General features: G+C 41.7%; 25 protein-coding genes. 23 read left to right on the top strand and 2 right to left on the bottom strand.

Annotated elements, in window-relative coordinates; translation table 11 throughout:
• Positions 1-2: 2 nt before the first annotated feature.
• The 12 genes from MKY17_RS27070 (at position 3) to spoIID (ending at position 12,221) form a co-directional block, all read left to right on the top strand.
• Positions 3-1,100: an NADH-quinone oxidoreductase subunit D gene (locus MKY17_RS27070; protein ID WP_098371645.1), complete on the top strand. Its 1,098-nt coding sequence runs from the start codon at positions 3-5 to the stop codon at positions 1,098-1,100.
• Entirely contained in the window at positions 1,101-2,108 is a 1,008-nt protein-coding gene (nuoH, locus tag MKY17_RS27065; protein ID WP_098371644.1) for an NADH-quinone oxidoreductase subunit NuoH, read from the top strand.
• Positions 2,109-2,141: 33 nt separating this feature from the next.
• Positions 2,142-2,561, top strand: a complete 420-nt coding sequence (gene nuoI, locus MKY17_RS27060) for an NADH-quinone oxidoreductase subunit NuoI (RefSeq protein ID WP_048685828.1) — start codon at positions 2,142-2,144, stop codon at positions 2,559-2,561.
• The gene (locus MKY17_RS27055; protein WP_076368342.1) at positions 2,558-3,076 is read left to right on the top strand and encodes an NADH-quinone oxidoreductase subunit J; all 519 of its coding nucleotides are present in this window, start codon (positions 2,558-2,560) and stop codon (positions 3,074-3,076) included. Before nuoI ends, MKY17_RS27055 begins: the two co-directional genes overlap by 4 nt.
• Entirely contained in the window at positions 3,073-3,387 is a 315-nt protein-coding gene (nuoK, locus tag MKY17_RS27050) for an NADH-quinone oxidoreductase subunit NuoK (protein WP_098371643.1), read from the top strand. Before MKY17_RS27055 ends, nuoK begins: the two co-directional genes overlap by 4 nt.
• 34 nt (positions 3,388-3,421) lie before the next feature.
• The gene (gene nuoL, locus MKY17_RS27045) at positions 3,422-5,293 is read left to right on the top strand and encodes an NADH-quinone oxidoreductase subunit L (RefSeq protein ID WP_339201136.1); all 1,872 of its coding nucleotides are present in this window, start codon (positions 3,422-3,424) and stop codon (positions 5,291-5,293) included.
• On the top strand, positions 5,290-6,813 hold the full coding sequence (locus MKY17_RS27040; RefSeq protein WP_098371641.1) for an NADH-quinone oxidoreductase subunit M: 1,524 nt from the start codon (positions 5,290-5,292) through the stop codon (positions 6,811-6,813). Before nuoL ends, MKY17_RS27040 begins: the two co-directional genes overlap by 4 nt.
• Positions 6,814-6,816: 3 nt before the next feature.
• Positions 6,817-8,343, top strand: coding sequence for an NADH-quinone oxidoreductase subunit NuoN (nuoN, locus tag MKY17_RS27035; RefSeq protein WP_098371640.1), 1,527 nt, complete (start codon positions 6,817-6,819; stop codon positions 8,341-8,343).
• Between the two features lie 149 nt (positions 8,344-8,492).
• Entirely contained in the window at positions 8,493-8,735 is a 243-nt protein-coding gene (locus MKY17_RS27030; protein ID WP_034315776.1) for a DUF1146 family protein, read from the top strand.
• Between the two features lie 160 nt (positions 8,736-8,895).
• The gene (locus MKY17_RS27025) at positions 8,896-9,645 is read left to right on the top strand and encodes a YwmB family TATA-box binding protein (RefSeq protein WP_098371639.1); all 750 of its coding nucleotides are present in this window, start codon (positions 8,896-8,898) and stop codon (positions 9,643-9,645) included.
• Between the two features lie 32 nt (positions 9,646-9,677).
• Positions 9,678-10,979, top strand: a complete 1,302-nt coding sequence (gene murA, locus MKY17_RS27020; RefSeq protein ID WP_098371638.1) for a UDP-N-acetylglucosamine 1-carboxyvinyltransferase — start codon at positions 9,678-9,680, stop codon at positions 10,977-10,979.
• Between the two features lie 204 nt (positions 10,980-11,183).
• Complete coding sequence (gene spoIID / locus MKY17_RS27015) at positions 11,184-12,221, top strand: stage II sporulation protein D (RefSeq protein ID WP_260397942.1); 1,038 nt, start codon at positions 11,184-11,186, stop codon at positions 12,219-12,221.
• A 20-nt stretch (positions 12,222-12,241) separates the two neighbouring features.
• On the opposite strand, the gene MKY17_RS27010 is transcribed toward spoIID, so the two are convergent.
• A complete protein-coding gene (locus MKY17_RS27010) occupies positions 12,242-12,667 on the bottom strand; it encodes a VanZ family protein (RefSeq protein WP_076368335.1) in 426 nt (141 codons plus the stop codon).
• A 151-nt stretch (positions 12,668-12,818) separates the two neighbouring features.
• Here MKY17_RS27010 and MKY17_RS27005 point away from each other — a divergent pair, with 151 nt between their 5' ends.
• The 8 genes from MKY17_RS27005 (at position 12,819) to MKY17_RS26970 (ending at position 19,327) form a co-directional block, all read left to right on the top strand.
• Positions 12,819-13,718, top strand: coding sequence for a M23 family metallopeptidase (locus tag MKY17_RS27005; RefSeq protein WP_098371637.1), 900 nt, complete (start codon positions 12,819-12,821; stop codon positions 13,716-13,718).
• A 434-nt stretch (positions 13,719-14,152) separates the two neighbouring features.
• Positions 14,153-14,425, top strand: coding sequence for a sporulation transcriptional regulator SpoIIID (spoIIID, locus tag MKY17_RS27000; protein ID WP_034315767.1), 273 nt, complete (start codon positions 14,153-14,155; stop codon positions 14,423-14,425).
• Between the two features lie 309 nt (positions 14,426-14,734).
• Positions 14,735-15,736 carry a rod shape-determining protein gene (locus MKY17_RS26995; RefSeq protein ID WP_076368333.1) on the top strand — a complete coding sequence of 334 codons (1,002 nt, stop codon included), beginning with the start codon at positions 14,735-14,737 and terminating at the stop codon, positions 15,734-15,736.
• Positions 15,737-16,015: 279 nt separating this feature from the next.
• A complete protein-coding gene (locus MKY17_RS26990) occupies positions 16,016-16,855 on the top strand; it encodes a flagellar hook-basal body protein (protein WP_098371635.1) in 840 nt (279 codons plus the stop codon).
• Between the two features lie 54 nt (positions 16,856-16,909).
• Positions 16,910-17,752 carry a flagellar hook-basal body protein gene (locus MKY17_RS26985; protein ID WP_098371634.1) on the top strand — a complete coding sequence of 281 codons (843 nt, stop codon included), beginning with the start codon at positions 16,910-16,912 and terminating at the stop codon, positions 17,750-17,752.
• A gap of 169 nt (positions 17,753-17,921) precedes the next feature.
• A complete protein-coding gene (locus MKY17_RS26980) occupies positions 17,922-18,176 on the top strand; it encodes a DNA-directed RNA polymerase subunit beta (RefSeq protein ID WP_098371633.1) in 255 nt (84 codons plus the stop codon).
• Between the two features lie 128 nt (positions 18,177-18,304).
• Positions 18,305-18,733: a 3-hydroxyacyl-ACP dehydratase FabZ gene (fabZ, locus tag MKY17_RS26975; RefSeq protein ID WP_034315755.1), complete on the top strand. Its 429-nt coding sequence runs from the start codon at positions 18,305-18,307 to the stop codon at positions 18,731-18,733.
• 288 nt (positions 18,734-19,021) lie between these two features.
• Positions 19,022-19,327 carry a hypothetical protein gene (locus MKY17_RS26970; protein WP_339201131.1) on the top strand — a complete coding sequence of 102 codons (306 nt, stop codon included), beginning with the start codon at positions 19,022-19,024 and terminating at the stop codon, positions 19,325-19,327.
• 113 nt (positions 19,328-19,440) lie between these two features.
• On the opposite strand, the gene MKY17_RS26965 is transcribed toward MKY17_RS26970, so the two are convergent.
• Positions 19,441-19,875 carry a YwpF family protein gene (locus MKY17_RS26965; RefSeq protein ID WP_098371631.1) on the bottom strand — a complete coding sequence of 145 codons (435 nt, stop codon included), beginning with the start codon at positions 19,873-19,875 and terminating at the stop codon, positions 19,441-19,443.
• Positions 19,876-20,234: 359 nt separating this feature from the next.
• Between MKY17_RS26965 and ssb the strand changes: the two genes are divergently transcribed.
• From ssb to MKY17_RS26950, 3 genes are all read left to right on the top strand, one after another.
• A complete protein-coding gene (gene ssb, locus MKY17_RS26960; protein WP_098371630.1) occupies positions 20,235-20,597 on the top strand; it encodes a single-stranded DNA-binding protein in 363 nt (120 codons plus the stop codon).
• 514 nt (positions 20,598-21,111) lie between these two features.
• On the top strand, positions 21,112-22,116 hold the full coding sequence (locus MKY17_RS26955) for an ABC transporter ATP-binding protein (protein ID WP_179891069.1): 1,005 nt from the start codon (positions 21,112-21,114) through the stop codon (positions 22,114-22,116).
• Entirely contained in the window at positions 22,097-23,065 is a 969-nt protein-coding gene (locus tag MKY17_RS26950; RefSeq protein ID WP_098371628.1) for a dipeptide ABC transporter ATP-binding protein, read from the top strand. Before MKY17_RS26955 ends, MKY17_RS26950 begins: the two co-directional genes overlap by 20 nt.
• Positions 23,066-23,096: the final 31 nt, after the last annotated feature.

Raw genomic sequence — 23,096 nt, 5'->3', positions numbered from 1 at the left:
CAATGTTAAGGACGGAAGAAATGCTTCTCAATGTCGGGCCGCAGCATCCGAGTACACATGGTGTTTTTCGGCTTGTCATCAAGATTGACGGTGAAATTATAAAAGAGGCAACACCTGTCATTGGGTATTTGCATCGCGGTACGGAAAAACTAGCGGAAAATCTGCAATATACACAAATAATCCCATATACCGACCGGCTCGATTATCTAGCGGCAATGACAAACAATTATGTGCTTTGCCATGCTGTTGAGACAATGATGGGGGTGGAGATCCCCGAAAGGGCAGAATATTTGCGGGTTATCGCAATGGAATTGGGCAGAGTGGCAAGCCACCTTGTCTGGTGGGGTACATACTTGCTGGATATAGGTGCGACGAGCCCTTTCCTATACGCATTTCGAGAACGTGAAATGATCGTTAATTTATTGACTGAATTGTCAGGGGCGCGCCTTACATTCAATTATATGCGTGTCGGAGGCGTGAAATGGGATGCTCCTGAAGACTGGATTGCGAAGGTTGCCGAGTTTGTCCCTTATATGAGGGAGCAGCTTGCCGGTTACCATGAGCTTGTGACAGGGAATGAAATCTTTGTTAATCGGGTTAAAGGGGTAGGCATCTATACGAAGGAAGAAGCTCTGCAGTATTCGCTTAGCGGTGCCAACTTAAGGTGTACAGGTGTGGAATGGGATTTGCGAAAAAATGAGCCATATTCCATTTACGACAGGTTCACATTTGATGTTCCTACAAGGGAAGAGGGTGATGCCTTTTCACGCTATCACTGTAGAATGGAAGAAATCGAAGAATCACTGAAAATCATCGAGCAGGCGGTTGAGCAATTTCCAGAAGGGCCGATCCTTGCTAAGGTCCCTAAAATAATAAAGGTTCCTAAGGGTGAAGCATTTGTCCGAATTGAATCGCCAAGAGGGGAAATAGGCTGTTATATCGCGAGTGAAGGGAAAAAGGAGCCATACCGTTTGAAATTTCGCAGACCTTCATTTTATAATCTGCAAATTCTTCCGAAATTATTGGAAGGGGAAAATATGGCGAACTTGATAACGATATTAGGTGCAATCGATATCGTTTTAGGGGAGGTTGATGGATAAATGATCAAGGATCTTCTCCACTCCGCTCCAAGCCTACTGAATTTTGGCATTTTTTTTGGTTTGGCAGTCCTGCTCCTGTTCGTCGTATTAGGGTTTGTAACCTATGGAATCCTTTCAGAACGAAAAATCATGGGATTCATGCAAATGCGTGTCGGCCCAAACCAAATTGGGGGGAAATGGGGTCTCTTGCAGACCGTTGCTGACGTTTTGAAACTTCTGATCAAGGAAGATACGATACCCAAAAAAGCTGATAAGCCGTTATATATTTTAGCTCCGGTAATTGCTTTTGCTCCTGCTTTCATGGTCCTTGCCACCTTGCCGTTCACCGATGCCTTTCAATTTGCGGATATAGGTGTAGGACTGCTTTATTATATTGCGATTTCCGGCATATCGACCATCGGCATCGTCACTGCGGGTTGGGCTTCCAATAATAAATATTCTTTGATTGGCGGAATGAGGGCAGCCGCGCAAATGATATCTTATGAGATCCCATTGGTGATGTCGCTAGTGGGAATCGTCCTCCTAACAGGCAGTTTAAACTTGAATGATATAGTTGCAGCCCAGGAAAAGGTTTGGTTCATTTTTCTTCAGCCGATTGCGTTTATCGTGTTTTTTATTGCAGCGGTTGCCGAGTTGAACAGGGTTCCTTTTGACCTTCCGGAAGCGGAATCCGAACTTGTTGCAGGCTATCATGTTGAATACTCTGGATTTCGATGGGCCTTCTTTATGTTATCCGAATATGTGTATATGTTTGCAATGGCAACGCTAACCACTGTATTATTTTTAGGAGGATGGAATTCTATTCCGTTTTTGGATTTTATTCCGGCAGCCATCTGGTTCGGTTTGAAGTTCAGTGCCGTATTCTATGTATTGGTCTGGATTCGTGTAACCTTTCCTCGTATAAGGGCCGATCAATTGATGGAATTCGGATGGAAAGTGCTGCTTCCGGTTGCATTAGCAAATATATTTTTGACGGCACTAATAAAAGAATTGATTAACCTTTTTTAGAAACATAAGCTGGTCGGAAAGCGAGGGATTTATATGCTTGGTTTAGCAAAAGGTTTAACCTATACATTAAAGAACTTGACGAGGAAAAAAGTGACCTATGACTACCCGAATGAGCCGCTTCCGCTCCCTGACCGATTCCGCGGAATCCAAAAATTCTATCCTGAAAAGTGTATTGTATGCAATCAATGCGTGACGATTTGTCCAACGGATTGTATTCAATTAACTGGTAAGAAACATCCGGACCCATCGAAAAAAGGGAAAATCATCGATACGTATGACATCAATTTCGAGATTTGCATTTTATGTGATTTATGTACGGAGGTCTGCCCTACAGAAGCGATCGTGATGACGAATCAATTTGAGCTGGCAGAGTATAGCCGTGATCATCTATTTAAAAATCTGGAGTGGCTGGATGAAAATGATGAAAATATCCGGAAGGTGAATAAAGTATGAGTTTGTCGGGTGAATTAATTGCCTTTATTGGTTTGGCACTCGTCGCGATATTAGGCGGGGTGCTGCTGATTACCTTAACAAAAGTGGTGCACATGGTAATTGCACTTGTTTTTACTTTCTTGGGCATTGCAGGCATTTATATGTTGCTTTCGGCTGAGTTTGTCGCCATTGTCCAAATCCTTATTTATTCAGGGGCAATCACGATCGTGATGCTATTCGGGATTATGCTGACAAAGCACCAGGAAAATGATGCACCTGCTAAAGGGGGCTGGGGGAAATTTTCCTTGCTCGCAGCGATTGCTGGATTCGCCGTGGCGGTTTATCTGGGGATTTATAATCTGGATATACCTGTACAGCCAACGGCCTTGCATGAGGAAAATACAAAGCAAATAGGAATCGAACTTTTTTCAAAATATGTGATTCCATTTGAAGTGATGTCGGTACTCCTGCTTGTTGCTTTAGTCGGTGCCATCGTATTGGCTAAAAAAGATGATGAGGAGGGAGATCGATCATGACGGGAGTTCCCTTGTCGGCTTACCTTGTATTGGCACTCGTTTTATTTTGTATAGGGCTGTATGGTGCCTTGACGAAAAGAAATGCGGTCATTGTTTTGATTTCAATCGAGCTGATGCTGAACGCCGCGAATATCAATTTAGTCGCCTTCAGTAAATTCGGGGTAACGCCATCCATTACGGGTCAAGTTTTTTCCTTATTCACGATTACGATTGCTGCGGCCGAGGCAGCTGTAGGGCTGGCTATACTAATGTCCCTTTATCGCAATCGGAAGACGGTCAATGTCGATGAAATGGAAATAATGAAGAATTGAAGGTTTATATAAATGAAGAAGGGGATTTGATACGATGATGGAGCACGCATGGCTCATACCGATCTTTCCACTCGTCACGTTTCTGGTTCTGCTTCTATCAGGCGGGCGGTTGCGGGAACGAGGGGCTTTTATAGGAATAATATGTACATTGGCTTCGTTTGTTTTATCGTTGCTTGTCCTGATAGAACGATTTAAAGAACCTACTTATAATATATCGATAGATTGGCTTTCCTTCGGAGGGACACAACTTACAGCCGGATTCGAAATCAATCAGCTTAATGCCTTGATGCTTGTGATCGTTTCCCTTGTCAGCCTGCTTGTCCAGATATATTCGAAGGGGTATATGAAGGGTGAAGTGCGATTCTCCATTTTTTATGCTTATCTGGGCTTCTTCACCTTTGCCATGCTTGGTCTAGTCATGGCACCTAATTTATTACAGCTTTATATCTTCTGGGAATTGGTCGGGGTGGGTTCTTTCCTGCTCATCGGGTTTTACTTTTATAAACTGGAAGCTAAGGCTGCAGCGAAGAAGGCATTCATCATGACCAGGATTGGGGATGTAGGGCTCTTAATCGGCATCATTCTTCTATTCTGGGAAACAGGCAGCTTTGAATATGGAGAGATCTTTCAAGCCGTTCAATCGGGCATGATATCAAGTGGAAAACTGACTTTAATCGCTATTTTGATTTTTATCGGTGCGGTTGGGAAGTCTGGACAATTTCCGCTTCACACATGGCTTCCGGATGCAATGGAAGGCCCGACTCCGGTTTCCGCATTGATACACGCAGCAACCATGGTTGCTGCAGGGGTTTACCTGGTGGCGGCCATGTTTCCGTTATTTATGGCTAGTTCTGCTGCGATGCAGGTCGTAGCAATAACAGGTGGAATTACAGCCATATTTGCCGCAAGCATTGCCATAGTGCAAAAGGATGTTAAGCGTGTATTGGCCTATTCGACAATCTCTCAGCTCGGTTTTATGATGCTTGCTTTGGGTACTTCGGGATATGTGGCCGGGGTGTTTCATTTAATGACCCATGCCTTTTTTAAAGCATTGCTGTTTTTGGCGGCAGGCAGTGTTATTCACGCTATACATACACAGGATATGGAAAAGATGGGCGGTCTATGGGGTAAGTTGAATTGGACTGGGCCGCTGTTCTTGACTGGCACTTTGGCGATATCGGGGTTTCCGTTGCTCTCGGGTTTTTTCAGTAAAGATGAAATTCTGATGGCTGCCTGGGAGAATGGTAGTTATATATTGTTTGGTCTAGCGGTGGTTACCTCCTTTTTAACTGCGTTTTATATGTTCCGGCTGTTTTTCATGATATTTGCAGGCGACTCGCGCAGTCAAGTAAAACAGGTCAAGGAATCACCTTCCATCATGTTAATTCCGATGCTCGCATTGGCGTTGCTTGCTGTAATCGGTGGGTATTTCCAAACACCGTGGTTTGGAACTTTCCTTGGGGAGTGGCTTGTGGAGGGAAATGAAACTCTTCTAGGCGCCAGCCATAGTGAGGGGCCCGTTTGGATCATGTTGATGGCCGTGCTTGTATCGCTGGCCGGGATATACCTTGCTTATATGATATACGCTAAAAAGAAGTTACCTCGGGAATGGCTTGTCAAAGAAAACTCCGGGGTATATAGGGTTTTGGAAAATAAGTATTATATAGATGAGATTTACCACCTTACTGCAGGTTATGCAATCAAAGGCTTTAGTATATTCCTATCTTATATTGAAAGGTTCATTATCGGTGGCCTGGTTTCCACTGTAACAAGTTCAATAGAAGGATTGGGGAAAATAGGGTCTAAACTGCAAACGGGACAGGTACAGCAATATGGCATGATAGCCTTTCTGGGACTTGCGGTACTGTTGGTGATTTTTGCAGTGACTGGGGGGTATCTAAGATGAATGTCTATTTGCTCTCGCTTTTAGTGTTTTCACCGCTGCTGGGCATAGTGATGGTTGCCCTTATGCCGAAAAAAGAGGAAAGGACGATTAAACAATTTGGCTTTTTCGGAACACTGCCTCCCCTTTTCCTCTCGTTCTTTCTATGCAGCCAATATTATTCGGGTGTGGCCCTATCCTTATTTGACATTAAGTTGAATTGGATCAGGTTTGGGAACTTGGAGATGTATGATCCCAAGCTCTTCACGGTTGACTTTGAGTTGGGGCTGGATGGATTAAGCCTCATCTTCATATTACTGACAACAATCATTTCATCACTGGCCGCAATCGCGTCCATTTATATAAAAAAAGATTGGAAAGGGTATTATTTGTTATTTTTGATCCTGGAGATCGGGATGCTCGGTGTCTTCACGGCAGAAAATTTGATCCTTTTTTTCATCTTTTTTGAAATGACATTGATTCCTGCTTTCTTTTTAATTGGTAGATGGGGCTTTCTGGAGAGGGAGAAAGCTTCTTATAGTTTTCTGATTTATAATGGCATTGGTTCGGCTGTTTTATTGGTGGCCATTTTGATTTTGTTTGCCAGGACAGGTACGACTAACATTGCGGCATTGACACAGATGATGACAATGGGCGGTGTTTCGCTTTTTGCACCCATATCCGGTTCGATGAAATATGGTTTATGTCTCGCCTTTCTCGTTGCATTTGCGATAAAGCTGCCCGTCTTTCCCCTTCACAGCTGGATGGTGCGGGTCCATGCAGAAGCACCTCCATCCATAGTCATGATACATGCGGGTGTCCTATTGAAAATAGGGGCATATGGAATCATCCGGTTTGGAATGGGGATATTTCCTGAACAATATAAAAGCTTGGCCTTTACCATTGTCCTGTTTGGGGTCCTCAGTTTTTTATATGGTGCATTTCTAGCGTTGGTACAAACGGATTTCAAGCTCGTTTTAGCTTACTCGTCAATCTCACATATGGGTATAGTCATGATGGGGCTGGGAGCCTTGAATGAAGCGGGCATTCAGGGAGCTATTTTTCAAGTCATCTCACACGGGCTAATTGCCGCTTTGTTGTTTTTCCTGGTGGGAGTGTTGTATGAGCGGACGGGAACCACGATGCTTCCTAAGCTTGGGGGATTGGCCAAGTCGATGCCGATTTTTTCAGGATTTATGTTAGCTAGCGGGCTGGCTTCACTCGGTTTGCCCGGCATGTCCGGCTTCATCAGTGAATTCATGGTATTTCTTGGCTTATTCAAAAGTCAGCCGTTGCTTGCGGCAATAGGTGTGATAGGGCTGGTATTAACCGCTGTTTATGTACTGAGGGCGGTCATGCTGATGACTTTTGGAAAAAATGATAGCTTGATAGAAGCAGAGAAACGGGACCTTAGGGGCTGGGAGTTTTTGCCGGCATTGGTTCTTCTCGGTTTGATAATAACTGTCGGGGTATACCCAAATTTGTTAGGCGGGCCTCTTCAAGGAACGATTGAAGCCATGATGCTAGCTCTAGGGGGGCGATGAAGGATGGATTGGAACACGATGCTTTCTTATGATTGGGGAGCGATGATGCCGGAATTCATCATCCTTGGAACGGCCATGTTTCTTTCGATATTGGATCTATTCTGGCCGAAGCACTTTGATCGGAGAAAACTGGCATGGCTCGCGTTAACCGGAATCATTTTGGCATGTTTGTCACTAATTAGCCTGCTATCCTTTGAGACGGTCAGTATCTTATCCGATACGTTTCGTTTAGATTCATTTGCAAAAGCTTTTAAGCTGCTGCTTTTATTCGGAGCGGCCCTAATCATCCTTCTGGCTGAAGGATATGAACCGCAAGAGGGGCTGCGGGAGCACCGGGGGGAATTTTATTACCTGTTCCTGACCGCTTTGCTTGGAGCGATGGTCATGTCCTCAAGCGGTGATTTGATAACGCTGTTCGTTGGACTGGAACTTCTTTCACTTTCATCTTATATATTGGTCGGAATACGCAAGCATGATCGAAAGTCCAACGAAGCGTCCATGAAGTATGTGATAAACGGAGGCATTTCCACAGCGATCACTTTATTTGGAATGAGCTATTTATATGGAGTGACCGGTTCCGTCAATCTAGGCGAAATGAGCCGGACGATGGCTGCAATGACGGACGGCCAGCTGCAATACATTATGGGACTCGCTTTCTTCATGGTATTTGTCGGTGTATCCTTCAAGATAGCTGCCGCCCCATTTCATATGTGGGCGCCGGATGTCTATGAGGGGGCACCGACACCGGTCACAGCCTTCTTGAGTGTAATTTCGAAAATGGCGGGTTTCATCATCATCCTGCGCATTTTTCTCTCGTTATTCCTAACAGCTTCGGGTGATACGTTCGGAGCGCTCGACTTTTTGGAAAAGAATAATATCTATATAGCTTCATTGGCGGGGCTGACGATCATCATTGGAAATGTGGTTGCGTTAAGGCAGCAAAATTTAAAACGATTGTTCGCCTATTCAAGCATCGCCCATGCGGGTTACCTGCTTGTAGCAGTGGCAACATTGGGCGGGGGATATTTCTTGCTGGATACTGTTTGGTTTTATCTAATGGCTTATGTATTGATGAATATAGGTGTATTTGCAGTCATTCAGCTGCTCTCCAGTCAAAGTGGGTCAGAAGATATTAGCATTCTTGCAGGGCTGGGGAGGAAATCACCGTATCTTGCCATGGCATTCACCGTATTTATCCTGGCGCTTGCTGGAATTCCCGGGACGACAGGTTTCATTGGCAAACTCAATATTTTTCTAGGAACATTCATAACGGAGCCTGGACATTTTGTCCTTGCGGGAATCATGATTGCAGGAACCATTGTTTCCTATGTGTATTATTTCGGATTATTGGTGCAGGTCTTTTTCCGACCCATTCATTCGGAGAAGGTCATTAAAATTCGTCCGGGTCTTTACGCCGTGTTGATCATTTGCGTGATAGGCACCATTCTTTTCGGGGTGGCGCCAAATATTGCCTTTGATTTTATTCATGATCAATTTGGCGAATTTACAGACTTTATTTCGAGTAAATGATATAATGCCTGTATCAGAGGCTTGTTCCATTGGATCAAGCCTCTATTTACAGTTTTAAAAAGATATTTTGCAATTCTTCCTTTTAAATTCCAAATATGCAGGAGTTTTGTGTTAGAATAGACTTTGGGTGTCTTTTAGGAGGTATGTACATGTTTTCAGCAATGGGACAGCAGGCTTTAACAGGGATTATTGCACACTTGTTTTTCATCGCAGTTACCTGGTGGGCTTTACAGGCATTACATTTTGATAAAATGTTAAGATCCAATTCGGTCATCAAGGCCAGGGTTTTATATATTTTATTAACTGTTGCCATCGGTTCAGTTGTAAGTAATTTCTTCCTCGACTACCTGGGATTTGCAAACCAACTTCCGTATATGTTTAGTAATGACTGATAAGCTGTGAGAGTTTTCTTATAGCAAAATATGATTCTACTCTCTTGTATTCGCTTTTGCTTCCTGCCAGTTTAAGGGGAAGTTGTCACCAATTGTCGGAAAACTTGAAGTATGATCTCTCTCCTTATGGAAAGAATGTGTAAAAGGGGAGGGATTTAACATGTTTAATTTAAACAAAAAAATGTTAACATACATAGTATTTCTCGGTTTGACGGTGATTTTAATTGGGAATAGTACGATTGTGGCAGAAAGTAAACCAGATATAGTTAAAATGGTGGGACTGTTACAAAAAGATGAAGATTTGGACATAGGGGATTGGTCTGTACTCACTAGAGAAATAAATAAAGAGATTACAACTAAACAAGAGTTTGAAAGCGAAGTTACAGCTTTAAAACGAAAATACCCTCAATTTCAATGGCACCGGAAAGATGATGCTTCCGGCTGGAAGGCTGAGGCGTTAACTTACAATGTCGATTCAGGTCTGACCGAGTCTATCAAAATAATGACAACGGAAGAGAAATTTGATAAAGTTACCTATGTTATTTACGAAGTGGAGGGGAAAGAGTGGAAGGAAGCCAATGCGGCATTTTTTACTGCTACGTTCCAAAACAGGGTGAATGACCTATTTATAGGAACTCCTTCAATTTTTTCTTGTATTAAAGGGTCTATCAATGATAATATGGATTCGGTTTTAAACTCTAAAACTGAAGACCTGTTAGATATGTTCCAAGCAAGGGAAATTGAGAGTGTGCATGAAACAAACTTTACATCTATATCTGCGCATTCAACTTTGTTTAAACAACCATTGACAAAAGAAAAATTAAATTTGCAGTTTGGGCTACGGACAGAAGGATTGGGTGACCGAACGAACTTTGTAGTTGGCACACCAATCATAACGTTTGAATATTAATATAGAGAAAATGGACGCGGAGGGGAATACTTTTGGAAAAAATCATCGTCCGCGGCGGAAAAAGGCTTAGCGGGACAGTTAAAGTAGAAGGTGCTAAAAACGCCGTTTTGCCAGTTATCGCTGCAACATTATTAGCAAGTGATGGGAAAAGTATCATTAAAGATGTTCCTACGCTCTCCGATGTATATACAATCAATGAAGTATTGCGCAACTTAAATGCAGATGTTGCCTTTCATGACAATCAAGTAACTGTAGATGCATCAAGAGAGTTATTAGAAGAAGCACCATTTGAATATGTACGTAAAATGAGAGCTTCCGTTTTAGTGATGGGCTCATTACTAGCAAGGAATGGCCGGGCCCGCGTTGCTCTTCCTGGTGGCTGTGCCATCGGATCACGTCCTATCGACCAGCATTTAAAGGGTTTTGAAGCGATGGGAGCAAAAGTGAAGGTCGGCAATGGTTTCATTGATGCCGAGGTAGAAGGCAGACTTAAGGGTGCAAGAGTGTATCTTGACTTCCCGAGTGTGGGTGCCACTGAAAACATCATGATGGCAGCAACACTTGCTGAAGGTATAACTATTCTTGAAAATGTGGCCAAAGAGCCTGAAATTGTAGATCTTGCGAATCTCCTTAATAAAATGGGTGCCAAAGTCAGAGGTGCCGGTACTGGTACGATGAGAATCGAAGGTGTCGATAAATTATATGGCACTGAACATACGATTATACCTGACCGTATCGAAGCTGGTACATTCATGACTGCGGCCGCTCTTACTGGCGGCAATGTTCTTGTTCAAGGAGCTGTACCTGAACACCTTACTTCCCTTATAGCTAAAATGGAGGAAATGGGCGTTGAAATTCTTGAAGAAGAAGATGGATTACGCGTTATCGGTCCAAAAACCTTGAAGGCCATTGATATCAAAACAATGCCGCATCCTGGTTTCCCGACTGATATGCAATCGCAAATGATGGCATTATTACTGCGTGCTGAAGGAACAAGTATGATTACGGAGACCGTTTTCGAAAACCGTTTTATGCATGTTGAGGAATTCCGTCGCATGAATGCCAATATTAAAATAGAAGGTCGTTCCGTTATCGTTAATGGACCAACTAACATTCAAGGTGCTGAAGTAGCTGCAACAGATTTACGTGCCGCAGCAGCGCTCATCCTGACTGGATTGGTTGCAGATGGCATTACACGTGTTACAGAACTGAAGCATCTTGACAGAGGGTACGTGAATTTCCATGGTAAATTGGCATCCCTAGGTGCAGATGTGGAACGTATTAACGAAGATGTACCTGCTGAAACAAAAAAAATTGCAGATTTAAACGCATAAATAGCTTATAGAACCATTCACGTTCGAGTCATTGAACTGTGAATGGTTTTTTTTGTCTTGATCGGGATTCATCGACTACAGTTAAATAGATGTCGTTTTTCTATTCATAAAAGCTTGTCCTTCGACATACATTTGTTATGTAAAGATACCTGCTGGATACGATTATATACGGCAGAGAAAACAAGTGTAGGGAGGCTCAGGAATTTGAAAGCAATCAAACCGATGATCGTACTATTCATAGCAGTAGCATTCGTAATTATCATGATTCCGGCAGTGCTTGTGCTTCCATTTTCAAATGATAAGACAAGTGGGCAGTTGACCGAACAATTAGAAAAGAAAGTGAAGAATGAGGGTAAAGAGGTAGCAGCAAATGAAATGAGTTCCGTAGAAGTTGCCGTTTACCGAACATCTGCAAAAAAGATTGAAAAACTGCCGATTGAATCGTACTTGACTGGTGTGGTTGCAGCTGAAATGCCAGCGGATTTTGAAGAAGAAGCGCTGAAGGCTCAAGCATTGACAGCGAGAACTTACATTGTCAATCAGCTTATAAGTGAAAGTCGATTGGGCTTGCCGGATGGTGCCGATGTAAGCGATACGGTCATGCACCAAGTTTATAAGAATAATGATGAGCTGAAAAAACAGTGGGGCTCTGATTATAAATCGAAGATGCAAAAAATTAACAAGGCTATAAAAGAAACTGCGGGTCAAATTTTAACCTATGAAGGAAAACCGATTACTGCCACTTTTTTTTCGACCAGTAATGGCTACACGGAGAATTCCGAGGACTATTGGCAAGCTGATTATCCCTATTTAAAAAGTGTATCCAGTCCGTGGGATAAAGAAGAATCACCAAAATTTTATAATAAAGTTGTAGTGGATACTGCCGATTTTGAAAAAAAACTGGGTGTAAGTCTTTCTTCGGGAACATCAATAGGGACTGTCATTGAAAGAACATCAGGTAATCGCGTAGGTGTAGTGGAAATCGCAGGAAAGAAAATGACAGGAAAACAGATTCGTGAGAAGCTCGGGCTGACATCATCCGATTTTGACTGGGAGCGTCAGGGCAACCAGATTGTCATCACGACAAAAGGATCCGGACACGGAGTTGGAATGAGCCAATACGGTGCTAATGGCATGGCCAGGGAAGGTAAAACCTATGAAGACATCGTGAAATATTATTATAAAGGAGTCAAAGTTCAGTCTTCAAATAAGTGGCTGAATACGATGACAGCAAAAAAATGAGAGATGGGAATCCCCATCTCTCATTTTTTTGCGCTTAATTTTTCTATAATGGTCAAAAAGCCCCGTTCACGCTTGAAATAATGATATTGGACATGAAAATAGACTGCTGCTACTCCTATGATATCTTTAATGACGTCTATTAAGGTAGAGGAGCGGTATGGGACGAAAGATTGGTGGTATTCATCAATAACTCCGTAAAGGCAAGCCACAAGTGCCGCCAACAGGCTTAAACCAGGCTTCAGTTTTTGGTTTGCAGCAAGGGCGGAAACTAATAATATATACAAAAGGGCAAATTCGACCAGATGAAGTGCCTCTTTGATAAATCGGTCAATTGAGGATGAGGGAAGATCAAGAATCATATCATCGGGGTTGCTCGACATTATCCAAATGGCAATCATATATAGAAAGGGCAATAACGTTAACACAAGTTTAAAAGCTTTTTTCATGATTTAAACATCCTTCAACAGTAAGATACCAAACATTTTACCATTCTACGAATAAAATCGGTTTCATTTCCACAAAATAAATGTAAAAAATTTTTTCCTGAATGTATATAATCTTAACAAAATGTTCAGAATGATTGCTGAGGTGATTAATATGAGAGAGGAAGAAAAGAAACCAACTTCCACAATCCGACGTATACTAAAACAACGTTGGGCATTATCAGCAATCTATATCGCAAGTGCAGCCATAATCTTAGCCGCGGCCTTCTTATTACAAAATAGTTTTGACGATTCAGCTAAAGATGGTAAAGAGGAATCAGCTGAAACAGGAAAAAACTATGGTGAGCCTTCTGTAGAGGTTAATAGTAATCTTGAGACAATCAAGATGCCTGTAGCCGATGCGGACAAAACGGTTATCAAGAAACAGTTTTATGATGTGAATGCGGATGAAAAGGCACAAGAAGAAGCATTGGTATTCTACAACAATAGATATGAGCAAAACAAAGGTATAGACATTGCAATGGAAGATGGAAAGACTTTCGATGTAAAAGCTTCCTTAAGTGGAAATGTAACGAAAGTTCAAGACGATGCGTTACTTGGAAATTTAGTTGAAGTAGAGCATGAAGATGGAGTTGTTACCCGTTATCAATCTGTTAAAGACATTAAGGTTGCAGTCGGTGACAAAGTGAAACAAGGACAAGCAATTGCTACAGCTGGAAAAAGCCAAATCAATGAAGAGGCTGGCGTACATGTACACTTCGAAATCAGAAAAGATAACATTGCTTTAAACCCACTTGATTTTGTTGATAAACAAGCTTCTGCGATTCAATCGGCAACTGAAGCTGAAGGCAGCGAACTTGAAGATTCAGCTAATAAAGAAGAAACACCTGCAGTCGAAGGATCTGAAGCTGATAAAGAGGAAACACCTGCAGTTGACGAAACTGACGAGAGCACTGATTTAGAGAGTGGCACTGATGAGGAAGGCTCTGTCCCTGGTGAAGATAAAACTGAAGACAGCGATTCCTTAAAAGATTCGTTAAATCAATCTAATTAAGATTAAGATTTTTAATAAAATCAAAACAAAAACCTAGAGCGTTACGAATGACAACAACTGAAAATTTGGTAAAAGGAAGCCGTTCACTTTGAACGGCTTCCTTTTTTTTTTCGAGGAAATATTGGCCAATATGCTGAAACCTTTGAATTTCTGACAAATTTCTCGGGAAATAATTTACGCTTAATGAAAATAAACAGATGAAAATCAGAAATATATCCAAACCGCCTGTCCCATTAGGCATATATTCTTAACCAAGCTAATAAGATGTTATAAACCATGCAAAGAGAGTGTTTGAGGTGAGGAATCGTTTATTACAAATTATCTAATAGGTGAATAATTCTATCTTTCATTGTTTATAGGGCAGCGGTATTCGATTCGAAAAATACGAATCTCATTTCACACTTCTCACATCCAATTTGGGGAGGTCGAGTGGTGTGCACGATTACATCAAAGAAAGAACTATCAAGATAGGAAAGTATATCGTGGAAACTAGAAAAACAGTCCGCGTCATTGCAAAAGAGTTCGGAGTCTCTAAAAGCACGGTTCATAAAGACTTAACTGAGAGGCTGCCGGAAATTAATCCTGATTTGGCTAACGAAGTGAAGGATATATTGGATTATCATAAATCCATTCGCCACCTTAGAGGTGGAGAAGCGACAAAGTTAAAATATAAACGTTCTGAAAGAGAAGAAGAAATCGTTAAATGATACTTGAATCATTCCGGCAATTGGAAGTGAATCGGGCAATCGGGGCAGAATAAGGGGACATGAAAGTGAATGTCAGCTTTTTTCTTAACCTTGATTGCGGTTCCATGCCGGGATTTTTTTTATGGGGAATTGCGGAAAATTTAGTACATAAGGCATCGATTTTTTTTACATATTGGCAAAAAAGGGAATAATAGTATTTATTAGTGTTTATTTATAATTCATACTTACTTGTGCCAATGCAATATGGTAAAATAAACAATTAGGACAGAAGTAGGTTATATGTGAGGATATTCAAGGAGGATTTAAGAAATGTTTGCTAGAGATATTGGGATAGATCTTGGAACAGCCAATGTTCTTATACATGTCAAAGGTAAAGGAATTGTGTTAAATGAGCCTTCGGTAGTTGCGATTGATAAGAATACGAACCGTGTTCTTGCCGTCGGGGAAGAAGCTCGTAAAATGGTAGGCCGTACTCCAGGAAACATCATCGCAATCCGTCCTTTAAAAGACGGTGTCATTGCGGATTTTGATGTAACAGAATCGATGCTTAAGCATTTTATCAATACATTGAATGTGAAAGGCTTCCTTTCAAAGCCTAGAATTTTAATCTGCTGCCCGACCAACATAACAAGTGTCGAACAAAAAGCGATTAAAGAAGCTGCTGAAAAAAGCGGCGGGAAAAAAGTATTCCTTGAAGAAGAACCAAAAGTGGCTGCTATCGGTGCCGGTATGGATATTTTTCAACCAAGCGGCAATATGGTCGTAGACATTGGCGGGGGTACAACGGATATTGCCGTTCTTTCAATGGGGGATATCGTTACATCTTCTTCTATCAAAATGGCCGGTGACAAATTCGATAATGAAATTTTAAATTATATCAAGCGGAAGTACAAGCTCCTTATTGGTGAGCGCACAGCGGAAAACATTAAAATCCAGGTTGCAACCGTCTTCCCTGGATCTCGTAATGAAGTCATCGATATCCGTGGGCGCGATATGGTATCGGGATTGCCTAGAACCATTTCGGTCAACTCGGAAGAAATTGAGGAGGCTCTTCGCGAGCAGGTTTCCATCATTGTACAAGCTGCAAAAAGCGTGCTTGAGCGGACACCGCCAGAACTTTCTGCTGATATCATCGACCGCGGCGTCATTTTAACAGGCGGAGGAGCATTACTTCACGGGATTGATTTACTCCTTGCTGAAGAACTTAAGGTCCCAGTACTTGTTGCCGAGCAGCCAATGGATTGTGTAGCAATCGGAACCGGTATCATGCTTGATAATATGGATAAATTGCCACGGCACAAATTCAACTAAAAAGCGGATGGAAATCCGCATCATAAGATAGGGGTCTAAGGTTCAGACAAACGTGAGGCATAGTGAAAGTGCGTGCAGTTCTAGTACAGATGAGCAATAGGCCCTCTTCTTTTAATCGAGAATTTAACACCATTCCTTTAAATCTGACCTAGCCTACGATATAGACAAATTCTTCTGCCTAATGCTGTCCCTTTTCCTTAAGATACTGATGTTCATGACCGATATGATAGATATGAGAAATTGAACGGGATAAGTTATGTAAATTGAGGAGTGAAGAAGATGTTAAGAGGTTTTTATACGGCTGCTTCCGGGATGCTTACACAGCAAAGGCGCACAGAATTGCTCACAAACAATATGTCCAATGCGAATACAACAGGGTATAAAGCGGATCAAATGAGTGTAAGGTCTTTTCCGGAAATGCTCATAAGCAACATAGGTGGTAAAACGGTTCCTACGGAGAGCAAATTGAGCATGTCTAACTTATCCCAGGTTGGGGGGCTCAGTACGGGTGTTTACGTACAGGAAGCGAATCCTTTATTTGCCCAGGGCACATTGGAGGAAACCCAGCTTAATACGGATATTTCCTTGGTTGATGAAAACCTTCCGATCAATGAAGAAACGGGTCGGCAAGGATCGGTTTTTTTTACTGTCCAGGATGGTGATGGTGCTATCCGTTATACACGTAACGGCAGTTTCACCCTGGATGGGCAAGGTTATCTGACTACGCCTTCCGGTCATTATGTATTGAACGAAAATAATGAAAAGATCCAGCTTGATGGCGATCAATTCACAGTAGCGGAAAACGGTGTTATTTTAGAAGGAAATGTTCAAATCGCACGTATGGGCATCGGTTATTCGGATGATCCGTCATTACAGCTCATGAAGGATGGGGAAGGCCTGTACAAGGCTGTGAATGATGGGGATTTACCTAGCGCATATGCTGCTGCAGATGTCGGTTTTTCTACTAAGCAAGGCTTTCTTGAAGGCTCCAATGTTGACCAATCGAGAACGATGACAGAAATGATGTCGGCATACCGCTCTTTTGAAGCGAGTCAGAAGGTTCTTCAAGCCTATGATAAAAGTTTGGATAAAGCGGTCAATGAAGTTGGCAGGCTTTAATTAAACAGTAGGGAAAAATGATTTTGGAAATTTGAACATGTAAGGGGAAAAACCATGAATCGGACGATGATGACGGCGACGAATACGCTGAACCAACTTCAAAGTAAAATCGACCAAATAGGTAATAATATCGCGAATGCGGACACGACCGCCTACAAAAAGACCCAAACGAGTTTCAATGACTTATTGACACAGAGTTTCAATAATCAACCGGGTGAGACCAAGGAAAAAGGAAGATTGACCACACCTGGAATCCGGCAAGGAACAGGTGCTATGATAAGCCAATCTCAATTGGTGCTTTCACAGGGAGCCTTAAAAACGACGGACCGCAACCTTGATGCTGCATTCACCCGGGATGACCAATTCTTCACCGTAAGCGTTCATGACGATAAAGGGGTCAATACAAGGCTTACAAGGGATGGGGCCTTTTATTTATCTCCTAATGCTAACGACCAACTGATGCTCGTTACCTCTGCTGGACATAAAGTCCTTGATGAAAATGGTGAACCGATCCTCATTGAGGGGAATATTAAAGACATTAAGATTTCAGAAAATGGCTTATTGATAGTGGATACGGAAGAATATGGCGAAAAGAGTTTTGGGCTCGGAATCGTCTCGGTCAAGAAAACGCAATTTCTTGACCGGCTAGGCGGAAATTTACTTGGACTGCCCAAAAACTTCAATGCCTTGGGTGTTACTGAAGACGATATCATGACTGCATTAACAGGGGATTCCCGCAACCGGGCAGCAGTCCGTCAAGGGTCTTTGGAGTCATCAAATGTCGATCTTTCCAAAGAAATGACGGATCTAATCAATGTTCAGAGGTCTTACCAATTTCAATCCCGTGCTGTAACGATGGCTGATCAAATGAGCGGATTGGTCAATGGAATCCGTTAAGGTATCTGGTAAATAAAATGTCTCCCTGCGGAATTAGAGCAAATCGGTTATAATGTATTCATAACAAAGAGAATCATTCGTGCCGATCATTTTTGCATAGCTGCTGAATTTCTGGTGTATAGGGAAAATCAGTCGGCGAGTTTTCTTAAAAGGAGCTTTCACATTCTATATGGAACAAAATCGTGTAATGAGACAAGAAATTGAAGAAGAGATAAAGGAAGTTGAGGCGAAACCGAATCGTAGAATCAAGGTCCGTCTTTTGCCAATTTGGCTTCGTTTACTCATTGTTATTGGATTGATTTTCATTGCTGTATTATCCGGGGCACTATTAGGATATAGTGTGATTGGTGGAGGACATGCAATGGATGTTTTCCAAAAATCCACATGGACCCATATTATTGATATAGTGAACAAGGGCGCGTAGTTCCATGTTTTTTTGAAGTAGTTGCTGTCGTTATCGGATTTATATTACATGGCAACTACGCCTCTGTCTACATGGCAGGGGCGAGTTTATGTTATGTTAGAAATATTTTAGTCATAGGAGGAACATGTATGCTTGATATCACACAAATAAAGGAAATTATCCCACATCGTTACCCATTCTTATTAGTCGACCGGATCATAGAAATAGATGAAGGGAAAAGAGCGGTTGGATTGAAGAATGTCTCAGCAAATGAAGAATTCTTTAATGGCCATTTCCCCGATTATCCAGTTATGCCTGGAGTTTTGATTGTAGAGGCATTAGCGCAAGTCGGTGCTGTAGCCGTTTTGAAACAAGAAGAATACAAAGGAAGGCTTGCTTTTTTCGCTGGGATTGATAATTGCCGCTTTAAAAAGCAAGTTAAACCAGGTGATCAGCTGCGTCTGGAAGTGGAAATAGTGCGTATGAGAGGGTCAATGGGTAAAGGGAAAGCAGTGGCAACGGTAGATGGAGAAACAGCATGTGAAGCCGATATCATGTTTGCTTTTGGTGACAAATAAGATTCATTTTCCGCGAAAGGGAAATGGAATGTTTTAACTATATTTATCGAAAAATGGTTTAAGGAATCGTGAAGCGGTGTATATAAAAAGCACTGCATTGCTTTTTTAAAGCAAGAGCTGTTTTTAGATCTTTCTATTCTCCCTTTGAATGCCGGACATTTTATATGTCCGGCATTTTTTAATGATTAAGCAAAGCGAAATTTCTTTTTAAATTTAAAATAGGGCGCAAGTTATTTTCACATTCGGGCAAAATAACTAATGATAAAGAAAGAAGGGAGGTTGCCAAAAATGATGAAGAAAATTTTTGCACTAATTGGGGGATCTTTATTATCTATTATGTTCCTTGCTGGATGTGGAACGAATGATAATGACAACAATCCCGCACCAGAAGATGATAACAACATCATAGATGATAATAACAATGATGTAAATGATAACAACGATGATAACGATATGAATGATAACGATGATGATGGAGTGCTTGATAACGGCGATAATAACGTCGATGATAACGTCGATGATAACGTCGATGATAACGTCGATAATGATGCGGATGACTTGATTAAAGATAAAAAAGACGACGACAATAAGTAATTAGCAGAATGACAAAGACTGGCTTAGGTAAGAAGAGGATTTGTATCCTTATTCGTCTAAGTCAGTCTTTTTTATGTGCATTCGATTAGGGATGGGAATTATGGGAAGGGTATTTATTTATTAGTTGCCAATTTAGGCTTTGAGCGGATTTTTTGCTTGAACTCTTTTATTAATTCATCGCCGGATAGACCTTTTTGGACCAAATCTTCAAGAAGGAGTTCAGCATATTTGCTCCGTGTTTTTTTGATGTGGCCAACGAATAAAAGGCTATAATGGTTGCCCACTTTTCTTATTGTTCGTAAAACCGTGTGGAACAAAGCCGGTTCATTGTCCTTTTTGGTAATGACTGCCTGGATATACACCTCTCCGTCTATATTGGGAAGTGAGGGTTGAAGCTTATTGAAATGATTTTCTTCTACAAAGGCTTCCAGTAACCATGTTCTGGCGTCATTTTCTTTATTTATTATCAGTCCATCTGTTAATGCGATATCAATCAAGTTTAAATTTTCAGTAACAATTTGCAACGAGATCAATTTAAATGATTTCATCTAATTCCTCCGTTTCTTGCAAGAAAGAGCGGTATTACCTCTCTTAAACGTAATTTTGAAATGGTACATATCGATTTAATCCTTTTAAAGGTAATTATATCATACTAAAAAAAAGTCCCTTAATGAAATGAAAACCCAACATTTGTCTAAATTATGAAGGATAGAATAAAAATTTGCAAAATATTTAATTTTGTTAACTATTCGCTTTTCACCTGATTTTAATCAATAAAAAATGATTTTGCATCAATCCAAACGGTTTTTTATGAAGAAAAATGGTGTAATAAGACCATTTCCTCGATTTTTTAATCGATGGAAGAAAGAGTATGATTAAAGCATATTAAAGAGGAAGGAGTGAAAAGATGATTAACCAAGTTACCCTCGTCGGCAGGCTTACGAAGGATCCCGAATTAAGATACACACCCGATGGCAAGGCTGTTTCCAATATCACGTTAGCAGTCAACCGGAACTTCCGTAATACTGTCGGTAACTATGAGGCGGACTTCGTACAGTGTATCATATGGAAAAAGTCGGCTGAAAATACTGCTCAATATTGTAAAAAAGGTGCAACGATCGGCATAACTGGCAGAATACAAACAAGGAGATACGAAAATCAGGAGGGCAAATATGTATATGTAACTGAAGTGGTTGCCGAGAGGGTTCAATTCATTGGGTCCAAACAAAATGATATTAAGCCCAAAGATTTTGAACATATTGGTTTATAGTGTTACGTGGAGGTTGGTATGATGGCGTGCCACAGGACGGAAGCAAGTTTGTTTTCAAGAAAATGTAAGAGTGGGTTTATCCCGCCATGTGGTGAAGACCCATGTGAAAACGTAGGACCGATCAATTTGATGCTTACTGCATTGGAAACAATAAAAGTATTTATATGACCATAATGAAAAATACATGCACAGTTTTTCAGCACAATTTAGTCAAACTCGACAGTAGTATATAGATTATCTTTCATCCATTCATTCCCCAAAAGCTAATATAGCTTCTTCCCCGCTGGAAACCTCGATTTACCCTCAATAAAATCGAGTTATCTGATTTCCCCCTTGTAATGACTGCAAATAAGCAGTCATTTTTTTGTGCCAAAATGTGTGTAAAAGAGAAAAATAAAAAAATAATTCTGTTAAATTAGAATTTTTAGAAAATATATTGTAATATTTTAATTTTGATGCAATAATAAACCCAATAATATAATTGGAAAAAAAGTTATATATAGGAAGTGATTTGATGGACGAACCAATTATTAAGGTGAATGGGCTGCGAACCAGTTTTCGTACTGACGATGGGGTGATTCCTGTCGTGAATTCAATCGATTTCCATGTCAATCCTGGTGAGGTTCTAGGGATTGTAGGAGAATCGGGATGCGGAAAAAGCGTAACTTCTCTGTCCATCATGGGTCTGGTTCCTTCGCCGGCTGGTAAGGTGGAGGGGGAAATCCTTTTTAAAGGAGAGAACATCGCAAATGCTTCTGAAGCGAAAATGAGAAAAATTCGCGGGAATGATATAGCGATGATATTCCAGGAACCGATGACAAGCTTGAATCCTGTGTTCACTATTGGCGAGCAGTTGGTCGAGACGCTTCGGATACATAAAAAATGGAACAAAAAACAGGCCCGACATAGAGCGGTTGAAATGTTGAAGCTGGTAGGGCTTGGCCGTGCCGAGGAATTGCTCAAAGAATATCCGCATCAGCTTTCAGGTGGAATGAGACAAAGGGTCATGATAGCAATGGCCATGATTTGCGAGCCGAAACTCCTTATAGCCGATGAACCGACAACGGCTTTGGATGTGACGATCCAGGCACAAATCCTAGAGTTAATGAAGAATTTAAATAAAGAAACAGACACGGCAATCATGATGATTACCCATGATCTTGGGGTAGTGGCGCAAATGTGTGAACGTGTCATTGTCATGTATGCCGGCAAGGTGATAGAGGAAGGAAATGTGCAAACGATTTTCCAAAACCCTAAGCATCCTTATACGGTCGGTTTACTTCAGTCGATTCCTGATATGCGAATAAAGAAAGATCGCCTTTACTCGATACCGGGTAATGTGCCAAAACCTGGGACAAGCAACCTCGGGTGCCAGTTTGCCCCCCGGTGCTCCCATGCTATAGAGCAATGTATAAATGAGACCCCGTCTCTATTGAAATTCGATGAGGGTCAGCATGTTCGCTGCTGGCTGTATGAAGATGGGAAAGGAGCTGCCTTGCATGAATCAAACATTGGTTAAGGTAGAAAACCTAAAGAAGCATTTTCCAATCAAAGGAGGGGTTCTCGGAAAGACCATCGGAGAGGTCAAGGCAGTTGATGGTTTGTCTTTTTCCATTTATAAAGGGGAAACCTTAGGACTTGTCGGTGAAAGCGGTTGCGGAAAGTCTACGACGGGAAGGTTATTGCTTCGATTGCTTGAGCCGAGTGAGGGTAATGTTTATTTCGAAGGAAAGGACCTGACAGCTTTATCTTCCAGTGAAATGAGAAAGATGCGCCGTGAAATGCAGATGGTCTTCCAGGACCCATTCGCTTCCCTCAATCCCAGGCATACTATTGAAAAAATATTGGAAGAACCGCTCATCGTTCATGGGGTTAAAGATAAAAGGGCGCGAAAGGCCCGTGTGCAGGAACTTCTTAAGGTTGTTGGCTTAAGCAGTTACCATGCTAAGAGGTATCCGCATCAATTCAGTGGGGGCCAACGGCAGCGTATTGGCATCGCGAGGGCACTTGCAGTCAAACCCAAACTGATCATTGCCGATGAGCCGGTATCTGCACTGGATGTGTCGATCCAGGCACAGGTCCTGAATTTGTTGCAGGATTTGCAGGAAGATTTTGATTTGACCTACTTGTTCATTGCCCATGATCTTGGAGTGGTGAGGCATATCTCCGACCGTGTCGGTGTCATGTATCTTGGACATATAGTTGAATTGACGGAAAGTGAAGGACTTTATGAAGATCCGCTTCATCCATATACGCAGGCTTTACTATCAGCCGTGCCCATCCCGGATGTGGGATACAAAGGGGATAGGGTAATCCTGCAGGGAGATGTTCCAAGCCCATCAAACCCGCCCGGAGGCTGCCCATTCCATACGAGATGTCCGAAGGCGATTGCAGGATGCAGTACGGAAAAGCCAATCCTGAATGAACATAAACCTGGTCACTACGTTGCTTGTCATTTATACAATTGACACGACGTATACATAAATTCGCAAATAATAA

Origin of the sequence: Peribacillus sp. FSL P2-0133 (assembly GCF_037975445.1) — a bacterium.
Taxonomy (GTDB): Bacteria; Bacillota; Bacilli; order Bacillales; family DSM-1321; genus Peribacillus; species Peribacillus simplex_E.
This window is presented reverse-complemented; position numbering and strand designations above follow the sequence as displayed.